The sequence below is a fragment of the Pseudorhodoferax sp. LjRoot39 genome (genome assembly GCF_964253035.1).
Taxonomy (GTDB): domain Bacteria; phylum Pseudomonadota; class Gammaproteobacteria; order Burkholderiales; family Burkholderiaceae_C; genus Pseudorhodoferax.
This window is the reverse complement of record NZ_CAXUQL020000001.1, coordinates 4,481,603-4,505,536: the sequence shown is the minus strand read 5'-3', so window position 1 is coordinate 4,505,536 and position 23,934 is coordinate 4,481,603. Positions and strand designations below refer to the sequence as shown.

Here is a 23,934-nt window from a genome sequence, read left to right as displayed (position 1 = left end):
TGTTCAGACTGCTTGTCACTTGGTCAGCACGAAGCCCTTGAGCTTGGCAAATGCGGCATCCACGAGGGCCTTTTGCTGCTCCTGGTGCAGGTGGGCGTAGCCCACTGCAGGAGAAGCCGAGGCGGCGCGGCCGGCATAGCCGAGCTTCTGGCCTTCGCTCATGTTTTCGTGGATGTAGTGCTGCACGAAGAACCAGGCGCCCTGGTTCTGCGGTTCGTCCTGGCACCACACCACGTCCACCAGGTTCGGGTACTTCTTGAGTTCGGTGGCGAAAGCCTTGTGCGGGAACGGATAGAGCTGCTCGACGCGGATGACGGCCACGTCGTCGGAGCCGCGCTCCTCGCGCTTCTTGACCAGGTCGTAGTAGACCTTGCCCGAGCAGGCGATCACGCGCTTGACCTTGGCCGCGTTCTTGGCCACGGCTTCGCTCTGGTCCGGGATGACGGTCTGGAACGTGCCCTTGGTGAACTCGCTCAAAGGCGAGGTCGCGTCCTTGTTCCGCAGCAGCGACTTGGGCGTCATGATGATCAGCGGCTTGCGCAGGTTGCGGACCTGCTGGCGGCGCAGCACATGGAAGATCTGGCTGGCCGTGGTCGGCTGCACGATCTGCATGTTGGTGTCGGCAGCCAACTGCATGAAGCGCTCCAGGCGGGCCGAGCTGTGCTCGGGGCCCTGGCCTTCGTAGCCATGCGGCAGCATCAGCGTGATGCCGTTGACGCGGCCCCACTTGACCTCGCCGGAGGCGATGAACTGGTCGATCACGACCTGGGCGCCGTTGACGAAGTCGCCGAACTGGGCTTCCCAGATCACCAGCGTGTTGGGATCGTTGGAGGCATAGCCGTATTCGAAGCCCAGCACCGCCTCTTCGGACAGGATGGAGTCGATCACGACGAAGGGCGCCTGGCCATCGGCCGCGTGGTGCAGCGGCGTGTAGGTGCCGGTGTCCCACTTCTCGCGGTTCTGGTCATGGATCACGGCGTGGCGGTGCGTGAAGGTGCCGCGGCCGCAGTCCTCGCCCGACAGGCGCACCGGGTAGCCGCTGGCCACCAGCGAGGCGAAGGCCATGTGCTCGCCCATGCCCCAGTCCACGTTGATCTCGCCACGGCCCATGGCGGCGCGGTCGGCATAGACCTTCTTGACCAGCTGGTGCGGCGTGACGCTGTCCGGAATGGTCGTGATGCGCTCGGCCAGGCGCTTCCACTCGGTCAGCGGAATCGCGGTGTCGCCGGCATCGGTCCAGCGCTTGTTCAGGAACGGCGCCCAGTCGACCGCGTACTTGCTCTTGAAGTTGCTGATCGTGATGTCTTCGGCGTGCTTGCCGGCGTCCATGGCGGCGCGGTAGGCGCGGGCCATGTCGTCGCCTAGCGTGTCGCCCAGGCCCTGCGCGGCCAGCTTGTCGGCGTACAGCTTGCGCGTGCCGGGGTGGGCCGCGATCTTCTTGTACATCAGCGGCTGCGTCAGGCTGGGCGTGTCCTGCTCGTTGTGGCCCAGCTTGCGGAAGCAGACGATGTCGACGACCACGTCCTTGTTGAACTCCTGGCGGTAATCCAGTGCGAGCTGGGTGGCCAGCACCACGGCTTCTGGATCGTCGCCGTTCACGTGCAGCACCGGTGCCTCGATCATCTTGACGACGTCGGTGCAGTACAGCGTGGAGCGGCTGTCGCGCGGGTCGCTGGTGGTAAAGCCGATCTGGTTGTTGATGACGATGTGGACCGTGCCGCCGGTGTAGTAGCCGCGCGTCTGCGCCAGTGCCAGCGTTTCCATGATCACGCCCTGGCCGGCGAAGGCCGCGTCGCCGTGCACCAGCACGGGCAGCACGGTGTCGCCTTCGATGTCGCCGCGGCGGTCCAGGCGGGCCTTGACCGAGCCTTCGACCACGGGGTTGACGATTTCCAGGTGCGAGGGGTTGAACGCGAGCGACAGATGGACCGGGCCGCCCGGCGTGGACACGTCGCTGGAGAAGCCCTGGTGGTACTTCACGTCACCGGAGGGCAGGTCTTCGGGCGCGGTGTGGTCGAACTCGGCGAACAGGTCGGCCGGCAGCTTTCCGAGGATGTTGACCAGCACGTTCAGGCGGCCACGGTGGGCCATGCCGATCACGACTTCCTGCACGCCGCGCTTGCCGGCTTCCTGCACCAGCTCGTCCATGGAGGCGATGAAGCTTTCGCCGCCTTCCAGCGAGAAGCGCTTCTGGCCCACGTACTTGGTGTGCAGGAAGCGCTCCAGACCCTCGGCCGCGGTCAGGCGGTCCAGGATGTCCTTCTTCTTCTGGGCGTCGAAGCTGGGCTTGCTGCGGATGGTTTCCAGCCTCTGCTGCCACCAGCGCTTCTCGGTCTGGCTGGTGGCGTACATGTACTCGGCGCCGATGGTGCCGCAGTAGGTCTCGCGCAGCGCGTTCGTCAGGTCGCGCAGGGACATCGTGTCCTTGCCGAAGAACGTGTTGCTGGTGTTGAAGACGATTTCCTGATCGGCGTCGGAGAAGCCGTAGAACGACAGTTCCAGTTCGGGAATGTCGTCGCGCACGTCGCGCTTCAGGGGGTCCAGGTCGGCCCAGCGTGCGCCCACGTTGCGGTAGGCGGCGATGAGCTGCTGCACGGCGGTGCGCTTGCGGCCCATCTCCGAATCGGCGCCGCTGGCCACCACGACAGTGGTCTGGCCCTGCTTGGCGCGCTCGGCAAAAGCGTTGACCACCGGCAGATGCGGCACGTCGCGCATGTTGGAGCCATCCACGGCCGGCACATGCTGCAGCGCATCGAAGTACTCGCGCCAGTTGTCGGGCACGCTGCCCGGGTTGGCGAGGTAGTTCTCGTAGAGCTCTTCGACATAGGGCGCGTTGCCCCCGAAGAGATAGGTGTTGTTCAAGTACGCCGTGTAGATCGACGGTGGCGTTGCACTCATTGCGCTGACCTCCGTTCCCCTCTGGGGAACATTAGCTGGTTTGCATTACCTTCCGCGGCACGGCTGAACCGGTTGGCGGATGCGACTGTGGCTGGGGAAGGGCCTAAGTTCGGCGCGCGATTATCACACCATCCGCACCAGGCCGTGGCCGAGGGCCGCGGCTGTTGCGCCGATCTCACGCGCACGGGGAGGTCTCAGCGGCCGACCAGGTCGCGGATCTGCTGCAGTGCGCCGGGGTCTTCCATGGTCGTGAGGTCGCCTGTGTCGCGGCCTTCGCAGACGGCCTGGATCGCGCGGCGCAGCAGCTTGCCGCTGCGCGTCTTGGGCAGCACGCCGACGAACTGCACGCGTGCAGGCCTGGCCAGCGCGCCGAGCTGGCCGTCGACCACCTTCATGATCTCGCCTTCGAGCCTGAGTCTTGCCGCCTCGTCGCCGAGCCCGCTCGCATCGCGCGCGACGACGAAGGCCATCGCCACCTGGCCTTTGAGCGCGTCGGCCACACCCACCACAGCCACCTCGGCGACATTCGGGTGGCCGGAGATGCTCTCCTCGATCTCGCGCGTGCCCAGGCGGTGGCCGGCCACGTTGATCACGTCGTCGGTGCGGCCCAGGATGTAGTAGTAGCCATCGGCATCGCGCACGCCCCAGTCGAAGCTGCTGTAGACACGCTTGCCAGGGATGCTGTCCCAGTAGGTCTTCACGAAGCGCGCGTCGTCGCGCCACACGGTCTGCATGAAGCCTGGCGGCGTCGGGCCCTGGATGACGAGCACGCCCTTCTGGTCGGGGCCTTTCAATTCCTCGCCCGTGGCCTCGTCGAGCAGGCGCACGTCGAAGCCGTACATGGGCACGCCGGGGCTGCCGAACTTGCTGGGTTTCTTCTCCACGCCGTTGGCCACCGTCATGAGCGGCCAGCCGGTCTCGGTCTGCCAGTAGTTGTCGATGATGGGCACGCCCAGCGCATCGGCGATCCAGCGGCCCGTGGGCTCGTCCAGCGGCTCACCGGCGAGGAACAGCGCCTTGAGGCTGGAGACGTCGTACTTCTGCAGGTACGCCGGGTCCTGCTTCTTGAGCACGCGCACGGCGGTGGGCGCGCTGAACATCACCGTGGCCTTGTATTTCTCGACCAACGACCACCAGATGCCGGGGTCGTTGCCGCCGTCCAGGCCGCGCGTGGGCAGGCCTTCGTACAGGATGGTGGCCATGCCGCCGATCAGCGGGCCGTAGACGATGTAGCTGTGGCCCACGACCCAGCCGATGTCGCTGGTGCAGAAGAAGGTCTCGCCCGGCTTGCCCATGAAGATGTGCGGCAGGCTGGCGGCCAGCGCCACGGCGTAGCCACCGGTGTCGCGCTGCACGCCCTTGGGCTTGCCCGTGGTGCCGCTGGTGTACAGCGTGTAGCTGGTGTGCGTGGCATCGACCCAGGCGCACGGCACGACGGTGTCCAGGTGTTGCTGGCGCAGCTGGGCGTAGTCGTGGTCGCGGTCCGCGGTGCGCTCCATCGGCGCCAGGCCGCGGTCGACCAACAGCACGGCAGGCGGCTTGTGGCGCGACAGGCGGATGGCCTCGTCCAGCAGCGGCTTGTAGGGGATCACCTTGCCGCCGCGCGAACCGGCGTCGGCGCTGACGATCACGCGCGGCTCCGCATCCTCGATGCGCGAGGCCAGCGAGCCCGAGGCGAAGCCGCCGAACACCACCGAGTGGATGGCGCCGATGCGCGCGCAGGCCAGCATCGCGAACACGGCCTCGGGCACCATGGGCATGTAGATCTGCACGCGGTCGCCCTGCCCCACACCCAGAGCCAGCAGTGCCGCCGCCATGCGCTGCACCTCGGCATGCAACTCGGCGAAGCTGTAGGTCTTCTCCACGCCGGTCTCGGTCGAGACATGGATCAGCGCGGCCTGGTCGGCGCGCGTGGCCAGGTGCCGGTCCACGGCGTTGTGGCACAGGTTGGTCGTGCCGCCCGCGAACCAGCTGGTGAACGGCGCGCGGCTGTCGTCGCAGATGGTCTGCGGCGCCTGCTGCCAGTCGATGAGCCGGGCTTGCTCGGCCCAGAAGGCATCGCGGTCTTCGAGCGAGCGGCGGTAGAACTCTGCGTAGGCGGACATGTTTCCTCAGCTTGGTGGAATGGCGGGCGCGCGCAGCATGCCCGCAGCGGCTGCGCCCACGCAATCGGGTGTTGCACTCGGATACGCCGCTGGCACAATTTGTCGATGCCCTCAGCACAGCACCGTGCCCCTCTTGCCCGCCGAGGAAGGCGCACGTGAGCGCCGCGCCGGGCCGCCCCAAGCAAGCTCGCTCCCGCTTGGCGGGACAGGCCGCAGACCGAAGGGTGCACCAGTGAGCCCGCGGGACAAGCCGGCGATCTTCCTGCTGCTGGCCCTGCTCGAGGCCCGCTACGCCATGCGGGTGCTGTGGGCCCTGCGCGATGGCCATGCCCAGACCTTCCGGCTGCTGCAGGACAGCGTGGGCGGCGTCACGCCCAACACGCTGAACACGCGCATCAAGGAGATGCGCGAGGCCGGCCTGCTCACGCACGGCAGCGACGGCTACCTGCTCACGCCGGCCGGCACCGACCTGGTCCGCCGGCTCGGGGAATTGCCGGCCTTCGCCCAGAAGTGGGCGGCGGGCCGGCCGCGCAAGGCGCCCACCACCACGACACCCCCCACCACCGACGGAGAAGAACCCGATGCACCACCACCTGCGGCCTGAAGCCGTGCTGCCCCAGGACCACGCAGACGCCGTGCTGATCGGCCGCGTCTGGCAGGAGGGCCTGGGTGCCGTGCTGGTCCAGGTACGCGCCGACGGCGTGTACGACCTGTCGCGCCTGGACCCGACCTGCAGCGCGCTGCTCGAGCACGACGACCCGGCCGCGGCCGTACGCGAACACGGCGGCGAGCGCATCGCCGACACCGCGGCCGTGCTGGCCAATTCGGCCTGGGACGCACGCGATCCCGCCCTGCCCTGGCTGCTGGCGCCCTGCGATCTGCAGGCCGTCAAGGCCGCCGGCGTGACCTTCGTGGCGTCCATGCTCGAGCGCGTGATCGAGGAGCAGGCCCGCGGCGACGCCGGCCGTGCCGAGGCCGTGCGCCGCGCCGTGGTCGGCGTGATCGGCGACAACCTGGCCAGCATCCGCCCTGGATCGGACGAGGCCATGCGGCTCAAGGAGGTGCTGATCGCCCAGGGCGCCTGGTCGCAGTACCTGGAAGTGGGCATCGGCCCGGACGCCGAGATCTTCACCAAGTCGCAGCCGCTCAGTGCCGTGGGCACGGGCGCGGAGGTCGGCATCCACCCCGGCAGCGCCTGGAACAACCCCGAACCCGAGGTCGTGCTGGCCATCGACAGCAACGGCCGCGTCAAGGGTGCGGCGCTGGGCAATGACGTGAACCTGCGCGACTTCGAGGGCCGCAGCGCGCTGCTGCTGGGCAAGGCCAAGGACAACAACGGCTCCTGCGCGATCGGCCCGTTCATCCGCTTGTTCGACGAACGCTTCGGCATCGACGACGTGCGCTGCACGGACCTGTCCATGCGCGTGACGGGCGAAGACGGCTTCGCGATGGACGGGGCCAGCAGCCTGACCAGGATCAGCCGTGACCCGCTGGACCTGGCGGGCCAGGCCATCGGCAAGAACCACCAGTACCCCGACGGCCTGGTGCTGTTCCTCGGAACCATGTTCGCGCCCACGCAGGACCGCCATGGGCCGGGCCAGGGCTTCACGCACGCCATCGGCGACGTGGTCACGGTGGCCACGCCGCGCCTGGGCCTCCTGGCCAACCGCGTCAACCACAGCGACCGGATCGCCCCCTGGACCTACGGCGCCGGCGCGCTGATGCGCGACCTGGGCCGACGGGGTCTGCTGGCATAATCCGCGGCTTTTCGGCGCCCCTCTTCGGGGCGCCTGCACTTTCAGGAGCCCACATGACGACCACCGCTTCCGGCCTGCAATTCGAGGACACCACCGTGGGCTCCGGCGCCGAGGCCAAGCCCGGCCAGCACGTGACCGTGCACTACACGGGCTGGCTCTACCAGGACGGCGCACAAGGCGCCAAGTTCGACTCCAGCCGCGACCGCAACGACCCCTTCGAATTCGGCCTGGGCGCCGGCATGGTCATCCGCGGCTGGGACGAGGGCGTGGCCGGCATGAAGGTCGGTGGCCAGCGCACGCTGATCATCCCGGCCGAGCTGGGCTACGGCGCACGCGGCGCCGGCGGCGTGATCCCGCCGAACGCCACGCTCAAGTTCGACGTGGAACTGCTGGCCGTCTCCTGAGCGCGGCCAGCACCGCACGGGCCGGCAACTCGCCGGCTTTTTTTCGCCTTCCGTGCGGGTCGACCCTTGAAACGACAGGGTCAATCCCTAACTGTTAGCCGTTGTGACCTTTTTCAAGCCATTCAAGCGCATGACAGACCCGACCCAACCGAACGACAAGTCCGCCGAGCCTTCTCCTTACACCGCTGAGGAACGCGAGGCCGCGGCATTCGCCACCGAGGCCGATGTGCTGGCCCAGACCCAGGCCGAACTGGCCACGCTGAAGGCCAAGAGCGCCGAGTTGGCCGACCAGTTCCTGCGCGCCAAGGCCGAGGCCGAGAACGCCCGCCGCCGCGCCGAGGACGAGATCGCCAAGTCGCGCAAGTTCGCCGTCGAGGGCTTTGCCGAGAGCCTGCTGCCCGTGATGGACAGCCTGGAGACCGGCCTGTCGCACACCGATGCGACGATCGCCCAGGTGCGCGAAGGCGCAGAGGCCACGCTGCGCCAGCTCAAGAGCGCGCTGGAGCGCAACAAGGTGCTGCAGATCAACCCCGCCGTCGGCGAGAAGTTCGATCCGCACCAGCACCAGGCCATCAGCATGGTGCCCGGCACCGGGCAGGAAGCCAACACCGTGGTCAGCGTGCTGCAAAAGGGCTACCTGATTGCCGAGCGCGTGCTGCGCCCGGCGCTGGTGACGGTGGCGGCGCCGCAGTGATCTGCACCGGCGATCCACACGAAGTCCCCTTGAAACCCACCGGGTTATCCACACGTTAGCAACAGTCGGCCAAGAGGCCAACAGTCACCCCATATCTCAGGAAGAGCAGGAGAAACCAACATGGCAAGAATCATCGGCATCGACCTCGGCACCACCAACAGCTGCGTGTCCATCATCGAAGGCAACACCCCCAAGGTGATCGAGAACTCCGAAGGCGCGCGCACCACGCCTTCCATCGTCGCCTACCAGGAAGACGGCGAAGTGCTGGTCGGCGCCTCGGCCAAGCGCCAGGCCGTGACCAACCCCAAGAACACGCTGTACGCGGTGAAGCGCCTGATCGGCCGCAAGTTCACCGAGAAGGAAGTGCAGAAGGACATCGACCTGATGCCCTACCAGATCGTGGCCGCCGACAACGGCGACGCCTGGGTGCAGGTGCGCGGCAACAAGATCTCTGCCCAGCAGGTCTCCGCCGACATCCTGCGCAAGATGAAGAAGACCGCCGAGGACTACCTGGGCGAGCCCGTGACCGAAGCCGTGATCACGGTGCCGGCCTACTTCAACGACGCCCAGCGCCAGGCCACCAAGGACGCCGGCCGCATCGCCGGCCTGGAAGTCAAGCGCATCATCAACGAGCCGACGGCCGCCGCGCTGGCCTTCGGCATGGACAAGCAGGAAAAGGGCGACCGCAAGATCGCCGTCTATGACCTGGGTGGCGGCACCTTCGACGTGTCCATCATCGAGATTGCCGATGTCGATGGCGAGAAGCAGTTCGAAGTGCTGTCCACCAACGGCGACACCTTCCTGGGCGGCGAAGACTTCGACCAGCGCATCATCGACTACATCATTGCCGAGTTCAAAAAGGAACAGGGCGTGGACCTGTCCAAGGACGTGCTGGCCCTGCAGCGCCTGAAGGAAGCCGCCGAGAAGGCCAAGATCGAGCTGTCCAACAGCGCCGCGACCGACATCAACCTGCCGTACGTGACGGCCGATGCCTCCGGTCCCAAGCACCTGAACATCAAGCTGTCGCGCGCCAAGCTCGAGGCCCTGGTCGAAGAGCTGATCGAGCGCACGATCGCGCCCTGCCGCACCGCGATCAAGGACGCTGGCGTGTCGGTGGCCGACATCCACGACGTGATCCTGGTCGGCGGCATGACCCGCATGCCCAAGGTGCAGGAGAAGGTCAAGGAGTTCTTCGGCCGCGAGCCGCGCAAGGACGTGAACCCCGATGAAGCCGTCGCCGTGGGCGCGGCCATCCAGGGCCAGGTGCTGTCGGGTGACCGCAAGGACGTGCTGCTGCTGGACGTGACGCCGCTGTCGCTGGGCATCGAGACGCTGGGTGGTGTGATGACCAAGATGATCACCAAGAACACCACCATCCCGACGAAGTTCGCGCAGACCTTCTCGACCGCCGACGACAACCAGCCGGCCGTGACGATCAAGGTGTTCCAGGGCGAGCGCGAGATGGCCACCGGCAACAAGCTGCTGGGCGAGTTCAACCTCGAAGGCATCCCGCCGGCCGCCCGTGGCACGCCGCAGATCGAGGTGTCCTTCGACATCGACGCCAACGGCATCCTGCACGTGGGCGCCAAGGACAAGGGCACGGGCAAGGAAAACAAGATCACCATCAAGGCGAACTCCGGCCTGTCCGAGGCCGAGATCCAGCAGATGGTGAAGGATGCCGAGCTCAACGCGGCCGACGACAAGAAGAAGCTGGAGTTGATCCAGGCCCGCAACCAGGGCGAGGCTTCGGCGCACAGCGTGAAGAAGAGTCTGGCCGAGCACGGCGACAAGCTCGAGGCCGCAGAGAAGGAAGCCATCGAGACTGCCCTGAAGGCGCTGGACGAGGCCCTCAAGGGCGAGGACAAGGCCGCCATCGACGAGAAGACCACCGCGCTGATGACGGCCTCGGCCAAGCTGGGTGAGAAGGTCTACGCCGACATGCAGGCCAAGCAGGCGGCCGAAGGTGCTGCGGCTGGCGCCGGTGCCGGTGCAGCACCGGGTGCCGGAGAGCAACAGGCCTCGGCCAAGCCGGCCGACGACGATGTCGTCGACGCCGAGGTGAAGGAAGTCAAGAAGGGCTGATCCGACCCACCCGTACGCCGCGCTGCAGCCACCCAGAGGTTGCACGCGGCGTTCCCGTTTGACCGAGCGCGCAGAGCCGACCCGAACGAACCATGTCCAAACGCGATTACTACGAAGTCCTCGGGGTGCCCAAGAACGCCTCGGAAGACGAGATCAAGAAAGCCTATCGCAAGCTGGCGATGAAGCACCACCCCGACCGCAACCAGGGTGACACCGCCAAGACCGCCGAAGAGAAGTTCAAGGAGGCCAAAGAGGCCTACGAGATGCTGACCGATGCGCAGAAGCGCTCGGCCTACGACCAGTTCGGCCATGCCGGCGTGGACCCGAACATGCGCGGCCCCGGTGGCGCTGGCGCGGAAGGCTTCGGCGGCTTCGCCGAGGCCTTCGGCGACATCTTCGGCGACATGTTCGGCCAGCAGCGCGGGCGCGCCGGCGCTGGCGGCCGCCAGGTGTTCCGCGGCAGCGACCTGTCCTATGCGATGGAAGTCACGCTGGAAGAAGCGGCCCGCGGCAAGGACGCGCAGATCCGCATCCCGAGCTGGGAAGCCTGCGACACCTGCCACGGCAGCGGCGCCAAGCCCGGCACCCAGCCCAAGACCTGTACCACCTGCAACGGCCAGGGTGCGGTGCAGATGCGCCAGGGCTTCTTCAGCGTGCAGCAGACCTGCCCGACCTGCCGCGGCACCGGCAAGATCATTCCCGAGCCATGCAGCGCCTGCCATGGCCAGGGCAAGATCAAGAAGCAGAAGACGCTGGAGGTGAAGATCCCCGCCGGCATCGACGATGGCATGCGCATCCGCTCGGTCGGCAACGGCGAGCCCGGGTCCAATGGCGGCCCGCCGGGCGACCTGTACATCGAGATGCGCATCAAGAAGCACGACATCTTCGAGCGCGACGGCGGCGACCTGCACTGCACCGTGCCCGTGAGCTTCATCACGGCGGCGCTGGGTGGCGAGATCGAGGTGCCCACGCTGTCGGGCAAGGCGGCCATCGACATCCCCGAAGGCACGCAGGCCGGCAAGCAGTTCCGCCTGCGCGGCAAGGGCATCAAGGGCGTGCGCGAGAGCTACCCGGGCGACCTGTACTGCCACATCGCGGTGGAGACGCCGGTCAAGCTGACCGAGCACCAGCGCAAGCTGCTGCGCGAGCTGGAAGACTCGCTGCGCAAGGGCGGCGGCAAGCATTCGCCGTCCGGCGACAGCTGGACCGACCGGCTGAAGAAGTTCTTCAGCGCTTGATGAACGACGCGGGCCCCGGGCCCGCGTTTTCTTTTGGGGCTCAGAACAGGCTGGCCTGCCCGTCCAGCGCCGGCCGACGGAACAGGCCCAGGTCGGCTGCCGCGCGCTCGCGGTTGAAGCCCAGCTTCGCGCAGGCCTTCTCGAAGCGCTGGCGGATCAGCTCGGCCCAGATGCCGCTGCCCTTCATGCGCGTGGCGAAGTCGCTGTCGTAGTCCTTGCCGCCGCGCATCTCCTGCACGCGCGCCATCACGCGCTCGGCCCGGTCGGGCAGGTGCAGCGCCAGCCATTCGCGGAACAGCGGCGCCACCTCCCAGGGCAGGCGCAGCACGGTGTAGAACGCGCTGCGCGCGCCGGCGTCCCAGGCCGCGGCCAGCACCTGCTCCATGTCGTCGGTCACGAAGGGGATCTGCGGCGCCACGCTCACGCCCACGGGCACGCCCGCCTCGGCCAGCGTGCGGATGGTGCGCAGCCGGCGCTGCGGCGAGGCGGCGCGCGGCTCCAGCGTGCGCGCGAGCCCGGCGTCCAGTGTGGTGATGGTCACGTAGACGGCGGCCAGTTGTTGCGCAGCCATGGGTGCCAGCAGATCCATGTCACGCTCCACGCCGCTGGACTTGGTGATCAGCGAGAAGGCGTGCTGCGCCTCCTGCAAGACCTCGATCACGCTGCGCGTGAGCTTGAGTTCGCGCTCCACCGGCTGGTAGCAATCCGTGACCACCCCGATCACCAGGCCCTGCGGCACGTAGCGCGGCCGCGCCAGCTCGGCGCGCAACAGCTGCGCAATGTTGCGCTTGGCGATGATCTTGGTCTCGAAGTCCAGGCCGGGCGAGAGGTTCAGGTAGCTGTGCGTGGGCCGGGCAAAGCAGTAAATGCACCCGTGCTCGCAACCGCGGTAGGGATTGATCGACTGCTCGAAGTAGATGTCCGGCGACTGCTGCTGCACGATCGCGCTCTTGGCCTCCTCGAAGATGACCTCGGTCTGCAAGGGCGCAGCGTCATCGGCCTGCAACGTGCCCCAGCCATCGTCGAAGGCGTCGCGGGCGTCCTTGGCGAAGCGGTGCGCGATCCGCGTGGCGGCGCCGCGGCCCTTGAGCGCCGCGATAGGGATGGTGGTCTCGGTGGCCATGGCTTGAATACTGGTTGTTTAACCAGTATATTGAGCGGTCCCGTGTACGGCAAGCGCCGCTGTCGATTTCCGGCCCGTCGGGGCGTCGTGCACCTGTTCCCCCAACCCTCCACAGGAGTTTCCATGGCCCGCGTCAGTACCTACCTCAACTTCAACCGCCAGACCGAGGAAGCCTTCGACTTCTACCGCAGCGTGTTCGGTGGCGACTTCATCGGCGGCGTGCGCCGCATGGGCGAGGCGCCCGCCATGCCGGGCCAGCCACCGCTGTCCGAGGTCGACAAGCAACTCGTGATGCACGTGGAACTCGCCACCCTGGGCGAGCATGTGCTGATGGGCACGGACGCACCCGAGTCCATGGGGTTCCAGCTCCACCAGGGCAACAACGTGCACATCAACCTGGAACCCGACACGCGCGCCGACACCGACAGGCTGTTCGCCGCGCTGTCAGAGGGCGGCACGGTCCAGATGCCGCTGCAGCAGATGTTCTGGGGCGACTACTTCGGCAGCCTGACCGACCGCTTCGGCATCTGCTGGATGGTCAACTGCAGCAGCAAGACCTGACATGGCCTCCCCCGCCCTTCCCGCACGTTCCAGCGTGATCCCCTGCCTGCGCTACCGCGACGCGCTGGCCGCGATCGACTGGCTCTGCACGAGCTTCGGCTTCGAGCGTCATGCGGTCCACCTGGACGACAAGGGCCAGGTCGCCCATGCGCAGCTCGTGTTCGGCAATGGCATGGTGATGCTGGGCGCTGTGAGCGACGAGCCCACGCCCTGGGGCCGCTTGATCCGCCAGCCTGACGAGATCGGCGGCGCCGAGACGCAGAGCGCCTTCATCGTGGTGTCCGACCCCGACGCGGTCTATGCGCGCGCCAAGGCCGCTGGGGCGAAGATCCTGCTGGAGATCAAGGACGAGGACTACGGCGCGCGCGGCTTCACCTGCGCCGACCCGGAGGGCCATATCTGGAACTTCGGCAACTACGATCCCTGGGCCACAGGGGCCTGATGCGCACCTGACCAGTGGCTGCCGCCCGGCGCAAGCTTGGAAAAAGCTTTCGTCACGAGGGAAACGCCAAAGGGAAGGGCTTCGCCCATCGATAAAATTGATCGCGATGTCCCTGGCCCTGCTCGTCCTCGTCCCCTTCCTCGGCAGTGTCCTCGCGATGTTCATGCCGTCGACGGCCCGCAACCGCGAGGCGACGCTGGCCGGCCTGGTGGCGCTGGGCTGTGCGCTCCACCTGGGCATGCAGTTCCCGCAGGTCACCGGCGGCAACCTGCTGCGCGAGGAGTACCTGTGGCTGCCCACGCTGGGCGTGAACCTCGTGTTCCGCCTGGACGGCTTCGCCTGGCTGTTCGGCATGCTGGTCACCGGCATCGGCACGCTGGTGGTGCTGTACGCGCGCTACTACCTGTCGGCCTCCGACCCGGTGCCGCGCTTCTTTTCGTTCTTCCTGGCCTTCATGGGTTCCATGATGGGCGTGGTGCTGTCGGGCAACCTGGTGCAGATGGTGTTGTTCTGGGAGCTCACGAGCCTGTTCTCGTTCCTGTTGATCGGCTACTGGCACCACCGCAAGGACGCACGCCGCGGCGCGCGCATGGCGCTCACGGTCACGGGCGCGGGCGGGCTGTGCCTGTTCGCCGGCGTGCTGCTGATCGGCCGCATCGCGGGCAGCTACGAGCTGGACGCCGTGCTCGCCGCCGGCGCGCAGATCAAGGCCCATGCGCTGTACCCGGCCGCGCTGGTGCTGGTGCTGCTGGGCGCCTTCACCAAGAGCGCGCAGTTCCCGTTCCACTTCTGGCTGCCGCGCGCCATGGCAGCGCCCACGCCGATCTCCGCCTACCTGCACTCGGCCACCATGGTCAAGCTCGGTGTGTTCCTGCTGGCGCGGCTGTGGCCCGCGCTGGCCGGCACCGAGCAGTGGTTCTGGCTGGTCGGCGGGGCCGGCGCCATCACGCTGCTGCTGGGCGCCTACGTGGCGATGTTCCAGAACGACCTCAAGGGCCTGCTGGCCTACTCGACGATTTCGCACCTGGGCCTGATCACGCTGCTGCTGGGCATGAACAGCCCCATGGCCACGGTGGCCGCCGTCTTCCACATCATGAACCACGCGACCTTCAAGGCCTCGCTGTTCATGGCCGCCGGCATCATCGACCACGAGAGCGGCACGCGCGACATCCGCAAGCTCTCGGGCCTGGCCAGGCTCATGCCGATCACGGGCCTCTTGGCCATCATCGCCAGCGCCTCCATGGCTGGCGTGCCGCTGCTGAACGGCTTCCTGTCCAAGGAGATGTTCTTCGCCGAGACCGTGTTCCTGCAGTCCACGCCCTGGGTCGACCGCGCGCTGCCGGTGCTGGCCACGGTGGCCGGGCTGTTCAGCGTCGCCTACTCGGCGCGTTTCGTGTTCGACGTGTTCTTTGGTCCCTCGTGCATCGGCGCGGTGCCCAAGCCGCCGCACGAGCCGCCGCACTGGATGCGCGTGCCGGTCGAACTGCTGGTGCTGGCCTGCCTGGTGGTGGGCGTGGCGCCCGAATGGTCGGTCGGCCCTTTGCTGGCCGCGGCCGCTGCGCCCGTGGTCGGTGGCGAGTTGCCCGAGTACAGCCTGGCGGTCTGGCACGGCTTCAACCTGCCGCTGGCCATGAGCTTCGTGGCGCTGGCCGGCGGTGCCGCGCTGTACCTCGTACAGCGCCGCCAGCGCGAAGCCGGCCGGCTGGCGCGCACGCCGGTGCTGCACCGCTTCGACGGCCAGCGCGTGTTCGAGAACCTGCTGGCCCGCGCCACCGAAGCCGGCCGCCGCAGCCGCCGCCTGCTCGCGACGCACCGGATGCAGACACAGTTGCTGCTGCTGGTCTGCGTGGCACTGGCCGGCGCCGGCGCATCGCTGTGGTTCACGCCGGTCACGCAGGGCGAGCGTTCGCCGCTGCCGTTCTCGCCCATGTTCGCGATGACCTGGGTGATCGGCTGCATCTGCGCCATCGGGGCGGCCTGGCAGGCCAAGTTCCACCGGCTGGCCTCGCTGATGCTGGCCTCGGGCGCGGGCCTGACCTGCTGCCTGACCTTCATCTGGTTCTCCGCACCCGACCTCGCGCTCACGCAGCTCGTGGTCGAGGCCGTCACCACCGTGCTGATCCTGCTGGGCCTGCGCTGGCTGCCCATGCGCAGCAAGTTCGTCGTGCAGTCCGCGCGCGAACGCATCCTGCCCTGGGGCCGCCGCGGCCGCGACCTGGCGATCGCCATCGGCGCCGGCTGCGGCATGTCGGCGCTGGCCTGGCTGGTCATGACGCGCGATTCGGTGGGCAGCATCTCGCCCTTCTTCCTGGACCGCGCGCTGACCGAGGGCGGTGGCACCAACGTCGTCAACGTGATGCTGGTGGACTTCCGTGGCTTCGACACCTTCGGCGAGATCACGGTGCTGGGCATCGTCGCGCTGACGGTCTATGCGCTGCTGCGCCGCTTCCGCCCCGCGCCCGAATCCATGGCCCTGCCGCCGCAGCAACTGGCCCAGTCCGACGACGGCAGCAGCGACGTGTTCAACCCGCGCCTGGCCAAGGACACCGCGGTCGGCTACCTCATGGTGCCGGCCGTGCTGGTGCGCCTGCTGCTGCCGCTGGCGGTGCTGGTGTCGGTCTACTTCTTCCTGCGTGGCCACAACGCGCCGGGCGGCGGCTTCGTCGCCGGCCTCGTGATGTCGGTCGCGCTGCTGCTGCAGTACATCGTCTCGGGCACGGAATGGGTGGAGGAGCATTTGCGCATCTACCCGCGCCGCTGGATCGCGGTCGGCCTGCTGCTGGCGCTGGCGACGGGCGCCGGTGCCATCGTGCTGCACTACCCGTTCCTGACCACGCACACGGCCCACGTCACGCTGCCGCTGCTGGGCGAACTGCACATCCCCAGCGCGCTGTTCTTCGACACCGGCGTGTTCGCCCTCGTGCTGGGCTCCACCATGCTGATCCTGACGAGCCTGGCACACCAGAGCGTGCGCAGCCACCGCTGGTCCGAGGAGCAGGACCAGCGCCTGGCCGAAGCGCGCGCCGCTCTCTCCGGCAACACGGAAGACCACTGATTTGGAAGCCGTCCTCGCCATCGCCATCGGCGTGCTCACCAGCTCGGGCGTCTACCTGCTGCTGCGCCCGCGCACCTTCCAGGTCATCATGGGCCTGACGCTGATCTCCTACGCCGTGAACCTGTTCATCTTCAGCATGGGCCGGCTCAAGGTCGACAGCGAGCCCGTGCTCGTGCCCGGCGTGATCGCCACGCTGGCCAACACCGCCGACCCCATGCCCCAGGCCCTGGTGCTGACGGCCATCGTGATCGGCTTCGCGATGACGGCGCTGTTTCTGGTCGTGATGCTGGCCTCGCGCGGATTGACGGGCACCGACCATGTGGATGGGACGGAGCGCAGCGAGGTGCCGGAGTGAACAGCCTGCACCTGCTCTTCGACGACGCCAGGCATCTGCTCGACCGGCTGCTGGAATTCAGCATGCCGCACCTGATCGCCGTGCCCATCCTGCTGCCCATGCTGACGGCCGCGCTGATGCTGCTGCTCGACGAGCGGCAACGCCGCACCAAGGCCACGCTGACGGTGGTCTCGGGCCTCTTGGGCATGCTGGTCTCGCTGGCGCTGCTGCGCTGGGTCAATGCCGCCGCCACGGGCGACGGGCCGGGTTCCATCGGCGTGTACCTCGCCGGCAACTGGATGGCCCCGTTCGGCATCGTGCTCGTGGCCGACCGGCTCTCGACCATGATGGTGGCGCTGACCGGCGTGATCGCGTTCGCCGCCTCGATCTACTCCACCTCGCGCTGGGACCGCGTCGGCGTGCATTTCCACCCCATGCTGCAGCTGCAGCTGATGGGCCTGAACGGCGCCTTCCTGACCGGCGACCTGTTCAATCTGTTCGTGTTCTTCGAGGTCATGCTGGCCGCCTCCTATGGCCTGTTGCTGCACGGCTCGGGCCGCCAGCGCGTGCAGGCCGGGCTGCACTACATCGCGATCAACCTGGCGGCCTCCTCCATGTTCCTGATCGGCGCGGCCATGCTCTACGGCATGACGGGCACGCTGAACATGGCCGACCTGGGCCAGCGCATCGCCCAGCTCGACGCGGCCGACCGCGGCCTCGTGCATGCCGCGGCCGCCATCCTGGCCACGGCCTTCTTCGCCAAGGCCGGTGCCTGGCCGCTCAACTTCTGGCTGGTGCCGGCCTACGGCAGCGTGGTGGCGCCGGTCGGTGCGGTGTTCGCGCTGCTGACCAAGCTCGGCATCTACACCGTGCTGCGGCTGTGGAGCGTGATGTTCGGCGTGGACGCCGGCGCATCGGCGCAGTTCGGGCAGACCGTGATCCTGGGGCTGGGCCTGGTCACGCTGTTCGTCGGCGCGCTCGGGGTGCTGGGCACACAGCGGCTCGCCCTGCTGGCCAGCTACAGCGTGCTGGTCTCGGCCGGGACCCTGCTGGCCGCCGTGGGGCTGGGCCAGGCGGCCGTCTGGGCCGGCGCGCTGTACTACCTCATGAGCTCCACGCTGGCCGTCAGCGCGCTGTTCCTGCTCGTGGACATCGTCGAGCGCTGGCGCAACGGCTCCAGCGTGGCACCGCATGCGGCCGACGACGACGCGCCCTTCCTCGGCGAAGACCTGCGCCTCCTGTCCGACGTGAACCTGGACGACGACGCGCAGGCCCTGTACGGTCGCGCCATCCCGGCAGGCGTGGCTTTCCTGGGCCTGGCCTTCATCCTGTGCACGCTGCTGCTGGCCGGGCTGCCGCCGCTGTCGGGCTTCGTCGGCAAGTTCGCCATGCTGGCTGGCCTGCTGCAGGCGCCCGCGCTGGGCAATGCCGGCATCGCCGTCATGGTGCTGCTGATCGCGGGCGGCTTCCTGACGCTGGTGGCGCTGTGCCGCGCCGGCATCCGTTACTTCTGGAACCAGCCGCACGCCAACATGCCGGCGCTGCCGGCGCTGGAGGTGCTGCCGGTGGCCGGCCTGCTGCTGGCCGCCATCGGCCTGACCATCGGCGCCGGCCCCGTCATGCAGCACGCCCAGGCCACGGCCGAGGTGCTGCACTCCGGCCGGCACTACCGCCAGGCCGTGATGGCTGCCACTCCCGTGCCACCGCCGCCGTTCAAGGAGAAGACGCCATGAAGCGGCTGCTGCCCTCGCCCCCGCTGTCGGCCACGCTGTTCGTGGTCTGGCTGCTGCTGCACCAGTCGGTGGACGCCAGCACGCTGCTGTCGGCCTTCGTGCTGGCCCTCGTGGTGCCGCTGATCACGCAGGGCCTGCGGCCGGCCACCGTGCGCATGCGCAAGCCCCGGGTGGCCTTGCACCTGGCGGGCGCGGCGCTGTTCGACATGCTGGTCTCCGCCAAGAACGTGGCGTGGATCGTGCTGACACGGCGCAACGTGCGCCTGACCAGCTACTTCGTCGTCATCCCGCTGGAGCTGCGGGACCCCAACGGCCTCGCCGTGCTGGCCATGATCATGTGCCTGACGCCAGGCACGGCCTGGGGTGAGCTCTCGCTGGACCGCAGCAAGCTCCTGATCCATGTGTTCGACCTCGTGGACGAGGCCGATTTCATCGCCCGCATGAAGCTGCGCTACGAGCGCCCGCTGCTGGAAATCTTTCAACCGGAAGGGAACACGCCATGACCCCCATCCTGTTCTGGGGCCTCAAGATCGCCCTGTTCCTGCTGGCCGTGGCCATGCTCTGCGCGCTGTTCCGGCTGCTGGTCGGCCCGGCCGCGCAGGACCGCGTGATGGCGCTGGACTGCCTGTACATCAACGGCATGCTGACCATGCTGGTGCTGGGCATCACCTACACCAGCAATGTCTACTTCGAGGCGGCCATGCTGATCGCGCTGTTCGGTTTCGTGGGTTCCACGGTGCTGGCCAAGTTCCTGTTGCGCGGGGAGGTCATCGAATGAGCGCCGCGCCGGGCCGCCCCAAGCAAGCGAAGCGCCCCCTCGGGGGGCAGCGAGGACACGCAGTGCCGAGCGTGGGGGCCTTGCCATGAACCCCTTGCCGATCTGGGCCGAGATCCTGACCGCGCTGTTCGCCGTGGCCGGCGCCGCCTTTGCCGCCATCGGTTCGTTCGGCCTGGTGCGCCTGCCCAGCTTCTACAACCGCATCCACGCGCCCACGCTGGGCGCGACCGCGGGCGCCTGGTGCGTGATGCTGGCCACCGTCGTCTACTTTTCTGTGCAGGGCACCAACCTGTTCCTGCACGCCATCCTGATCGCGCTGTTCGTGGCACTGACGGCCCCGGTCACCACCATCTTCCTGATGCGCGCGGCCCTGTTCCGCGACCGCCAGAAGGGCGTGGACCTGCCACACGCCAGCCACTCCCAGCCCCTGGCAGCCGACGCCGGCGATTGAAACGCACCGTGCCACGCACCGCCTCGTTCTACTGCTTCGCCACCTTGCCGGACTGCGCCGCGCTGGTGGAACCCTTGCGCGCGCTGTGCGCGGCGCAGGATGTGCGCGGCAACATCCTGCTGGCGCCAGAGGGCATCAACGGCAGCATCGCCGGCCAGACCGAGGCCGTGCAGACGGTGCTGGCGCACCTGCGCGCCGATCCGCGGCTGGCCCGCCTGGCCGTACGCAGCGCAGCCTGTGCCGGCGTGCCGCTGCACCGCCTCAAGGTGCGCTGCAAGCGCGAGATCGTGACGCTGGGCGTGCCAGGCCTGGACCCGGTCGGCCAGACCGGCGAACACGTGCCGCCCGCGCAGTGGAACGGGCTGCTGCAGCGTCCCGACCTGGTGCTGCTGGACGTGCGCAACGGCTACGAAGTGGCGGTCGGCAGCTTCGATGCCGCGGTCGACCCGGGCACCGCAGCCTTCACCGACTGGCCGGCCTGGGTCCAGGCGCAGCAGCAGCCCGGCGGACTGCTGCACGGCAAGCCGCCCGTGGCCATGTTCTGCACCGGCGGCATCCGCTGCGAGAAAGCCTCCAGCCTGCTGCTCAGCCAGGGCTTCGGTGCGGTCTACCAGCTCGAGGGCGGCATCCTGAACTACCTCGAACAGGTGCCGCCGGAACACAGCCGCTGGCGCGGCGAGTGCTTCGTGTTCGACGAGCGCGTGGCCGTGGGCCACGGCCTGGCCGCCGGCACGCACAGCCTGTGCCGTTCCTGCCGCCACCCGCTGGGCCCGGACGAGCGCGCCAGCGCGCTGTTCGTGGACGGCGTTCAATGCCCGCACTGCGCCGCCCGGCGCGACGACCGCCAGCGCCAGGGCTACCGCGAGCGCCAGCGGCAGGTGGAACTGGCCGCTGCACGCGGCCAGGCCCACATCGGCCTGCCCGGTCCGACGTGACACCCGCGCTGCCGCTGCTCTACTCGTTCCGCCGCTGCCCCTATGCCATGCGGGCGCGGCTGGCCCTGCTCGCGGCCGGCCAGGCCTGCGAATTGCGCGAGGTGGTGTTGCGCGATAAGCCCCAGGCCCTGCGCGAGGCCTCGCCCAAGGCCACCGTGCCCGTGCTGGTGCTGCCCGAGGGCACGGTGATCGACGAGAGCCTGGCCATCATGCAATGGGCCTTGCGCCGCGCCGACCCGCTCGGCTGGTGCGCGCCCACGCAGGGCACGCTGGCGCAGATGCTGGCGCTGGTGGAGTGCAACGACAACGCGTTCAAGCCGCTGCTGGACCGCTACAAGTACCCGCAGCGCTTCGGCCTGGTCGATGGCCTGGCCGCGCGCGACGGCTGCCAGCCGTTCCTCGCCGAACTGGAGCAACGGCTGGGTAGTGCACCCTTCCTGTTCGGGCAGCACACCACCTTGGCGGATGCCGCGCTGGCGCCCTTCGTGCGGCAGTTCGCCGGCGTGCAGCCCGATTGGTTCGGCCAACAGCCCTGGCCGCAGTTGCAGCGCTGGCTGCACGCCTGGCAGCAGACACCGCTGTTCGCGCGCGCCATGCAGAAGTTCGCGCCCTGGCGCCCGGACGACGCCCCCACCGTCTTCGGCCCCGCGGCCCCGTGACAGGCCGTTGCTCGGCCGCCTCCGGGTAAATCCGGGCGCGGCCTCTGGTTGTCCTCTTTAACATGAACCTGAATTCATCTTCAGTTTCATGTCCAAAGATCTGCTCCAACTGGCGGCCGGCCCGCTGCCCACGGACCACACCTCGGCCCCCAAGCGCCAGCGCGGCGTGCTGCGCCAGCAGGCCCTCATCGAAGCCGGCCTGCGGCTGACCACCACGCGCCGCTGGTCCGAGGTCACCGTGGCCGACATCGCCGAGGCCATCGGCTGCTCGGTCGGCACCTTCTACACCCGCTTTCACAACAAGGACGCCTACTTCGCCGTGCTGCAGCAGTTGCTGGCCGAGGTGCTGATGCAGCGGCTGCAGGCCTTCCATGCCGCGCCCGGGCGCCGGCGCGAAAGCGCCAGCGCCTTCATCGCCGCCTGGACGCACCTGATCGTGCGCTCGTACTGCCTGCACCGCGGCCTGTACGCGGCAGCGCTGGCGCAGACGCAGCAGCTGCCGCGCGAAGCCGTTCTCGAGATGCCGCTGGCCCGCGTGCGCCTGGCCACGCGCGCCGCCCTCGCCGAGGCCATGGGCCGGCGCCCCGGCTGGAGCGGCCCGGACGCCGCGGTGCGCCTGGGCTTCGCCCACCAGCTGCTGCACGGCGTGCTGGTCAGCGCGGTGTTGACCGACCCCGGCCCGCTCCAGCTCGACGAGCCCGCCCTGGTGGCGCAGACCGCCCGTGCGCTGTGCGCCTACCTGGGCCTGCCGGCGCCACGCCGTTCGAAGGAGAGCACCGCATGAAGACCGCCTACGGCCCCACCCTGGACCTGCTGCGCCTGGCTGCCGACGCGCTGCCACCCGAGGACGGCGAGGACTTCGCCGATGCCACGCGCGGCCTGCTCGGCACCGACCCCGAGGCCGAGGTGCGCAGCGCCGCCGGCCACACCGTCTGGAGCCAGCGCCCCTACGCCTTCCTCGACGCCGAGACGCCCGCACCCACGGTGCACCCGGCCCTGTGGCGGCAGGCGCGGCTCAACCGCATCCATGGGCTGTTCCAGGTCACGCCGCGCATCTTCCAGGTGCGCGGCTACGACATCGCCAACATCACCTTCATCGAAGGCGACACCGGCCTCATCGCGCTCGACGCGCTGACCGCGCCCGACACCGCCGCCGCGGCGCTGCGCCTGTACCGCCGCCTGCGCGATCCGCAGGCGCAGCGCGCGCTGCACACCGTGATCTACAGCCACAGCCACAGCGACCACTTCGGCGGCGTGGCCGGCCTGGTCAGCCAGGCCGACGTGGACGCCGGCCGCGTGCAGGTCATCGCGCCGGCCGGCTTTCTGCACCATGCTGTGGCCGAGAACGTGATCGGCGGCGTGGCCATGGCCCGGCGTGCGCAGTTCCAGTTCGGCCACACGCTGCCCATCGGTGTCGACGGCCAGGTCGATGCCGGCCTGGGCAAGAACCTGCCGCGCGGCCGGCCCGGCCTGATCGCCCCGACCTGGAGCATCGAGCGCGACTTCGAGACGCACACCATCGACGGCGTGGAGATCGAGTTCCAGCTCGCACCCGAGACCGAGGCGCCGGCCGAGATGCACTTCTACTTCCCGGGCGAGCGCGCGCTGAACCTGGCCGAGAACGCCACCCGCACGCTGCACAACCTGTGCCCACTGCGCGGCGCCAAGGTGCGCGATGCGCTGGCCTGGTCCAAGTACCTGCACCAGGCGCTGCAGCGCTACGGCGCGCGCAGCGAGGTGGTGCTGGCCCAGCACCACTGGCCGACCTGGGGCCAAGCGCGCGTGCAGGAGTTCCTGCGCGAGCAGCGCGACCTGTACCGCTGGCTGCACGACCAGACCGTGCGCCTCATGAGCCACGGCCTGAAGGCCGCCGAGATCGCCGAGGGCCTGGCCATGCCCGGCCCGCTGGCGCGGCGCTGGCATGCGCGCGGCTTCTATGGCACCGTCTCGCACAACGTCAAGGCCATCTACCAGCACTACCTGTCCTGGTACGACGCGCACCCGGCCAACCTGCACGCGCACCCGCCCGTGGCGGCGGCCCAGCGCTACGTGCGCTACATGGGCGGCATCGACCAGTTGCTGGCCTGCGCCCGCGAAGACCTGGACCATGGCGACTACCGCTGGGTGGCCGAGGTCATGAAGCACGCCGTCTACGCCCATCCCGAGCATGCCGGCGCCCGCGCGCTGGCCGCCGAGGCGCTGGAGCAGATGGGCTTCGCGGCCGAGTCGGCCACCTGGCGCAACGCCTTCCTGCTCGGCGCGCGCGAGTACCGCGAAGGCCCGCCCGAGCCGCCCGCCGTGGCCGGCGGCACGGCCATGCTGGGCGCGCTGGACAACGCCCTGCTGTTCGACGCGCTGGCCGTGCGGCTCAACGCGCCGCGCGCAGCCGGCCTGGCCGGCACCATCGGCATCCACCTGTCCGACAGCGGCGAGCACTGGCGGCTGGAGATCTCCAACGGCGCGCTGCACCCGATCCGCGCACTGTCGGCCGACGACCCCGCCGACGTGCGCCTGACGCTGGCGCGCACGGCGCTGGACGCGCTGCTGGGCCGGCGCCACACGCTGGCCGAGCTGGTGCAGGCCGGCCAGGTCCAGCTGCAGGGCGACAGCCGCCTGCTCGCCACGCTGTTCGGCCTGCTCGACCAGTTCTCCGGCAGCTTCCCGGTCGTCGACTCCGCAGCGTGA

21 protein-coding genes are annotated in these 23,934 nt (G+C 68.8%); 18 read left to right on the top strand and 3 right to left on the bottom strand.

Going from position 1 to position 23,934, the window contains the following annotated elements:
• Positions 1-15 precede the first annotated feature (15 nt).
• Together ACSQ4M_RS20895 and ACSQ4M_RS20890 are read right to left on the bottom strand one after the other, a co-directional pair.
• Positions 16-2,898, bottom strand: coding sequence for a 2-oxoglutarate dehydrogenase E1 component (locus ACSQ4M_RS20895; protein ID WP_436191337.1), 2,883 nt, complete (start codon positions 2,896-2,898; stop codon positions 16-18).
• A gap of 194 nt (positions 2,899-3,092) precedes the next feature.
• Positions 3,093-5,003: a propionate--CoA ligase gene (locus ACSQ4M_RS20890; RefSeq protein WP_436191336.1), complete on the bottom strand. Its 1,911-nt coding sequence runs from the start codon at positions 5,001-5,003 to the stop codon at positions 3,093-3,095.
• Between the two features lie 232 nt (positions 5,004-5,235).
• On the opposite strand from ACSQ4M_RS20890, the gene ACSQ4M_RS20885 reads away from it, so the two are divergent.
• The 6 genes from ACSQ4M_RS20885 to dnaJ all read left to right on the top strand — a co-directional run bounded on the left by ACSQ4M_RS20885 (position 5,236) and on the right by dnaJ (position 11,178).
• A complete protein-coding gene (locus tag ACSQ4M_RS20885; protein ID WP_436191335.1) occupies positions 5,236-5,607 on the top strand; it encodes a winged helix-turn-helix transcriptional regulator in 372 nt (123 codons plus the stop codon).
• Positions 5,585-6,760: a fumarylacetoacetate hydrolase family protein gene (locus tag ACSQ4M_RS20880; RefSeq protein WP_436191334.1), complete on the top strand. Its 1,176-nt coding sequence runs from the start codon at positions 5,585-5,587 to the stop codon at positions 6,758-6,760. Before ACSQ4M_RS20885 ends, ACSQ4M_RS20880 begins: the two co-directional genes overlap by 23 nt.
• Positions 6,761-6,813: 53 nt before the next feature.
• A complete protein-coding gene (locus ACSQ4M_RS20875; protein ID WP_056666683.1) occupies positions 6,814-7,164 on the top strand; it encodes an FKBP-type peptidyl-prolyl cis-trans isomerase in 351 nt (116 codons plus the stop codon).
• A gap of 130 nt (positions 7,165-7,294) precedes the next feature.
• Positions 7,295-7,858 carry a nucleotide exchange factor GrpE gene (gene grpE / locus ACSQ4M_RS20870; RefSeq protein ID WP_436191333.1) on the top strand — a complete coding sequence of 188 codons (564 nt, stop codon included), beginning with the start codon at positions 7,295-7,297 and terminating at the stop codon, positions 7,856-7,858.
• Between the two features lie 120 nt (positions 7,859-7,978).
• Complete coding sequence (gene dnaK, locus ACSQ4M_RS20865; RefSeq protein ID WP_436191332.1) at positions 7,979-9,940, top strand: molecular chaperone DnaK; 1,962 nt, start codon at positions 7,979-7,981, stop codon at positions 9,938-9,940.
• 92 nt (positions 9,941-10,032) lie between these two features.
• Positions 10,033-11,178 (top strand): molecular chaperone DnaJ, encoded by a 1,146-nt coding sequence (dnaJ, locus tag ACSQ4M_RS20860; protein ID WP_436191331.1) that lies wholly within the window; start codon positions 10,033-10,035, stop codon positions 11,176-11,178.
• A gap of 40 nt (positions 11,179-11,218) precedes the next feature.
• On the opposite strand, the gene ACSQ4M_RS20855 is transcribed toward dnaJ, so the two are convergent.
• On the bottom strand, positions 11,219-12,301 hold the full coding sequence (locus ACSQ4M_RS20855) for a PA0069 family radical SAM protein (protein WP_436191330.1): 1,083 nt from the start codon (positions 12,299-12,301) through the stop codon (positions 11,219-11,221).
• Between the two features lie 123 nt (positions 12,302-12,424).
• On the opposite strand from ACSQ4M_RS20855, the gene ACSQ4M_RS20850 reads away from it, so the two are divergent.
• From ACSQ4M_RS20850 to ACSQ4M_RS20795, 12 genes are all read left to right on the top strand, one after another.
• A complete protein-coding gene (locus tag ACSQ4M_RS20850) occupies positions 12,425-12,862 on the top strand; it encodes a VOC family protein (RefSeq protein WP_436191329.1) in 438 nt (145 codons plus the stop codon).
• 1 nt (position 12,863) lies between these two features.
• Positions 12,864-13,304, top strand: a complete 441-nt coding sequence (locus tag ACSQ4M_RS20845; RefSeq protein ID WP_436191328.1) for a VOC family protein — start codon at positions 12,864-12,866, stop codon at positions 13,302-13,304.
• Between the two features lie 106 nt (positions 13,305-13,410).
• Positions 13,411-16,359 (top strand): monovalent cation/H+ antiporter subunit A, encoded by a 2,949-nt coding sequence (locus ACSQ4M_RS20840; protein WP_436191327.1) that lies wholly within the window; start codon positions 13,411-13,413, stop codon positions 16,357-16,359.
• A gap of 1 nt (position 16,360) precedes the next feature.
• Positions 16,361-16,714, top strand: a complete 354-nt coding sequence (locus ACSQ4M_RS20835; RefSeq protein WP_436191326.1) for a Na+/H+ antiporter subunit C — start codon at positions 16,361-16,363, stop codon at positions 16,712-16,714.
• Positions 16,715-16,776: 62 nt separating this feature from the next.
• Positions 16,777-18,426, top strand: a complete 1,650-nt coding sequence (locus ACSQ4M_RS20830; protein ID WP_436194047.1) for a monovalent cation/H+ antiporter subunit D — start codon at positions 16,777-16,779, stop codon at positions 18,424-18,426.
• Positions 18,423-18,929: a Na+/H+ antiporter subunit E gene (locus tag ACSQ4M_RS20825; RefSeq protein WP_436191325.1), complete on the top strand. Its 507-nt coding sequence runs from the start codon at positions 18,423-18,425 to the stop codon at positions 18,927-18,929. The genes ACSQ4M_RS20830 and ACSQ4M_RS20825 overlap by 4 nt, the downstream gene beginning before the upstream one ends.
• Positions 18,926-19,204 (top strand): K+/H+ antiporter subunit F, encoded by a 279-nt coding sequence (locus ACSQ4M_RS20820; protein WP_056902739.1) that lies wholly within the window; start codon positions 18,926-18,928, stop codon positions 19,202-19,204. Before ACSQ4M_RS20825 ends, ACSQ4M_RS20820 begins: the two co-directional genes overlap by 4 nt.
• Before the next feature lie 85 nt (positions 19,205-19,289).
• Positions 19,290-19,655, top strand: a complete 366-nt coding sequence (mnhG, locus tag ACSQ4M_RS20815) for a monovalent cation/H(+) antiporter subunit G (protein ID WP_436191324.1) — start codon at positions 19,290-19,292, stop codon at positions 19,653-19,655.
• An 8-nt stretch (positions 19,656-19,663) separates the two neighbouring features.
• Positions 19,664-20,590 carry an oxygen-dependent tRNA uridine(34) hydroxylase TrhO gene (trhO, locus tag ACSQ4M_RS20810; RefSeq protein ID WP_436191323.1) on the top strand — a complete coding sequence of 309 codons (927 nt, stop codon included), beginning with the start codon at positions 19,664-19,666 and terminating at the stop codon, positions 20,588-20,590.
• Positions 20,587-21,249 carry a glutathione S-transferase gene (locus ACSQ4M_RS20805; RefSeq protein WP_436191322.1) on the top strand — a complete coding sequence of 221 codons (663 nt, stop codon included), beginning with the start codon at positions 20,587-20,589 and terminating at the stop codon, positions 21,247-21,249. Before trhO ends, ACSQ4M_RS20805 begins: the two co-directional genes overlap by 4 nt.
• An 88-nt stretch (positions 21,250-21,337) precedes the next feature.
• Positions 21,338-22,033, top strand: coding sequence for a TetR/AcrR family transcriptional regulator (locus ACSQ4M_RS20800; RefSeq protein ID WP_436191321.1), 696 nt, complete (start codon positions 21,338-21,340; stop codon positions 22,031-22,033).
• Positions 22,030-23,934: an alkyl/aryl-sulfatase gene (locus ACSQ4M_RS20795; RefSeq protein ID WP_436191320.1), complete on the top strand. Its 1,905-nt coding sequence runs from the start codon at positions 22,030-22,032 to the stop codon at positions 23,932-23,934. Before ACSQ4M_RS20800 ends, ACSQ4M_RS20795 begins: the two co-directional genes overlap by 4 nt.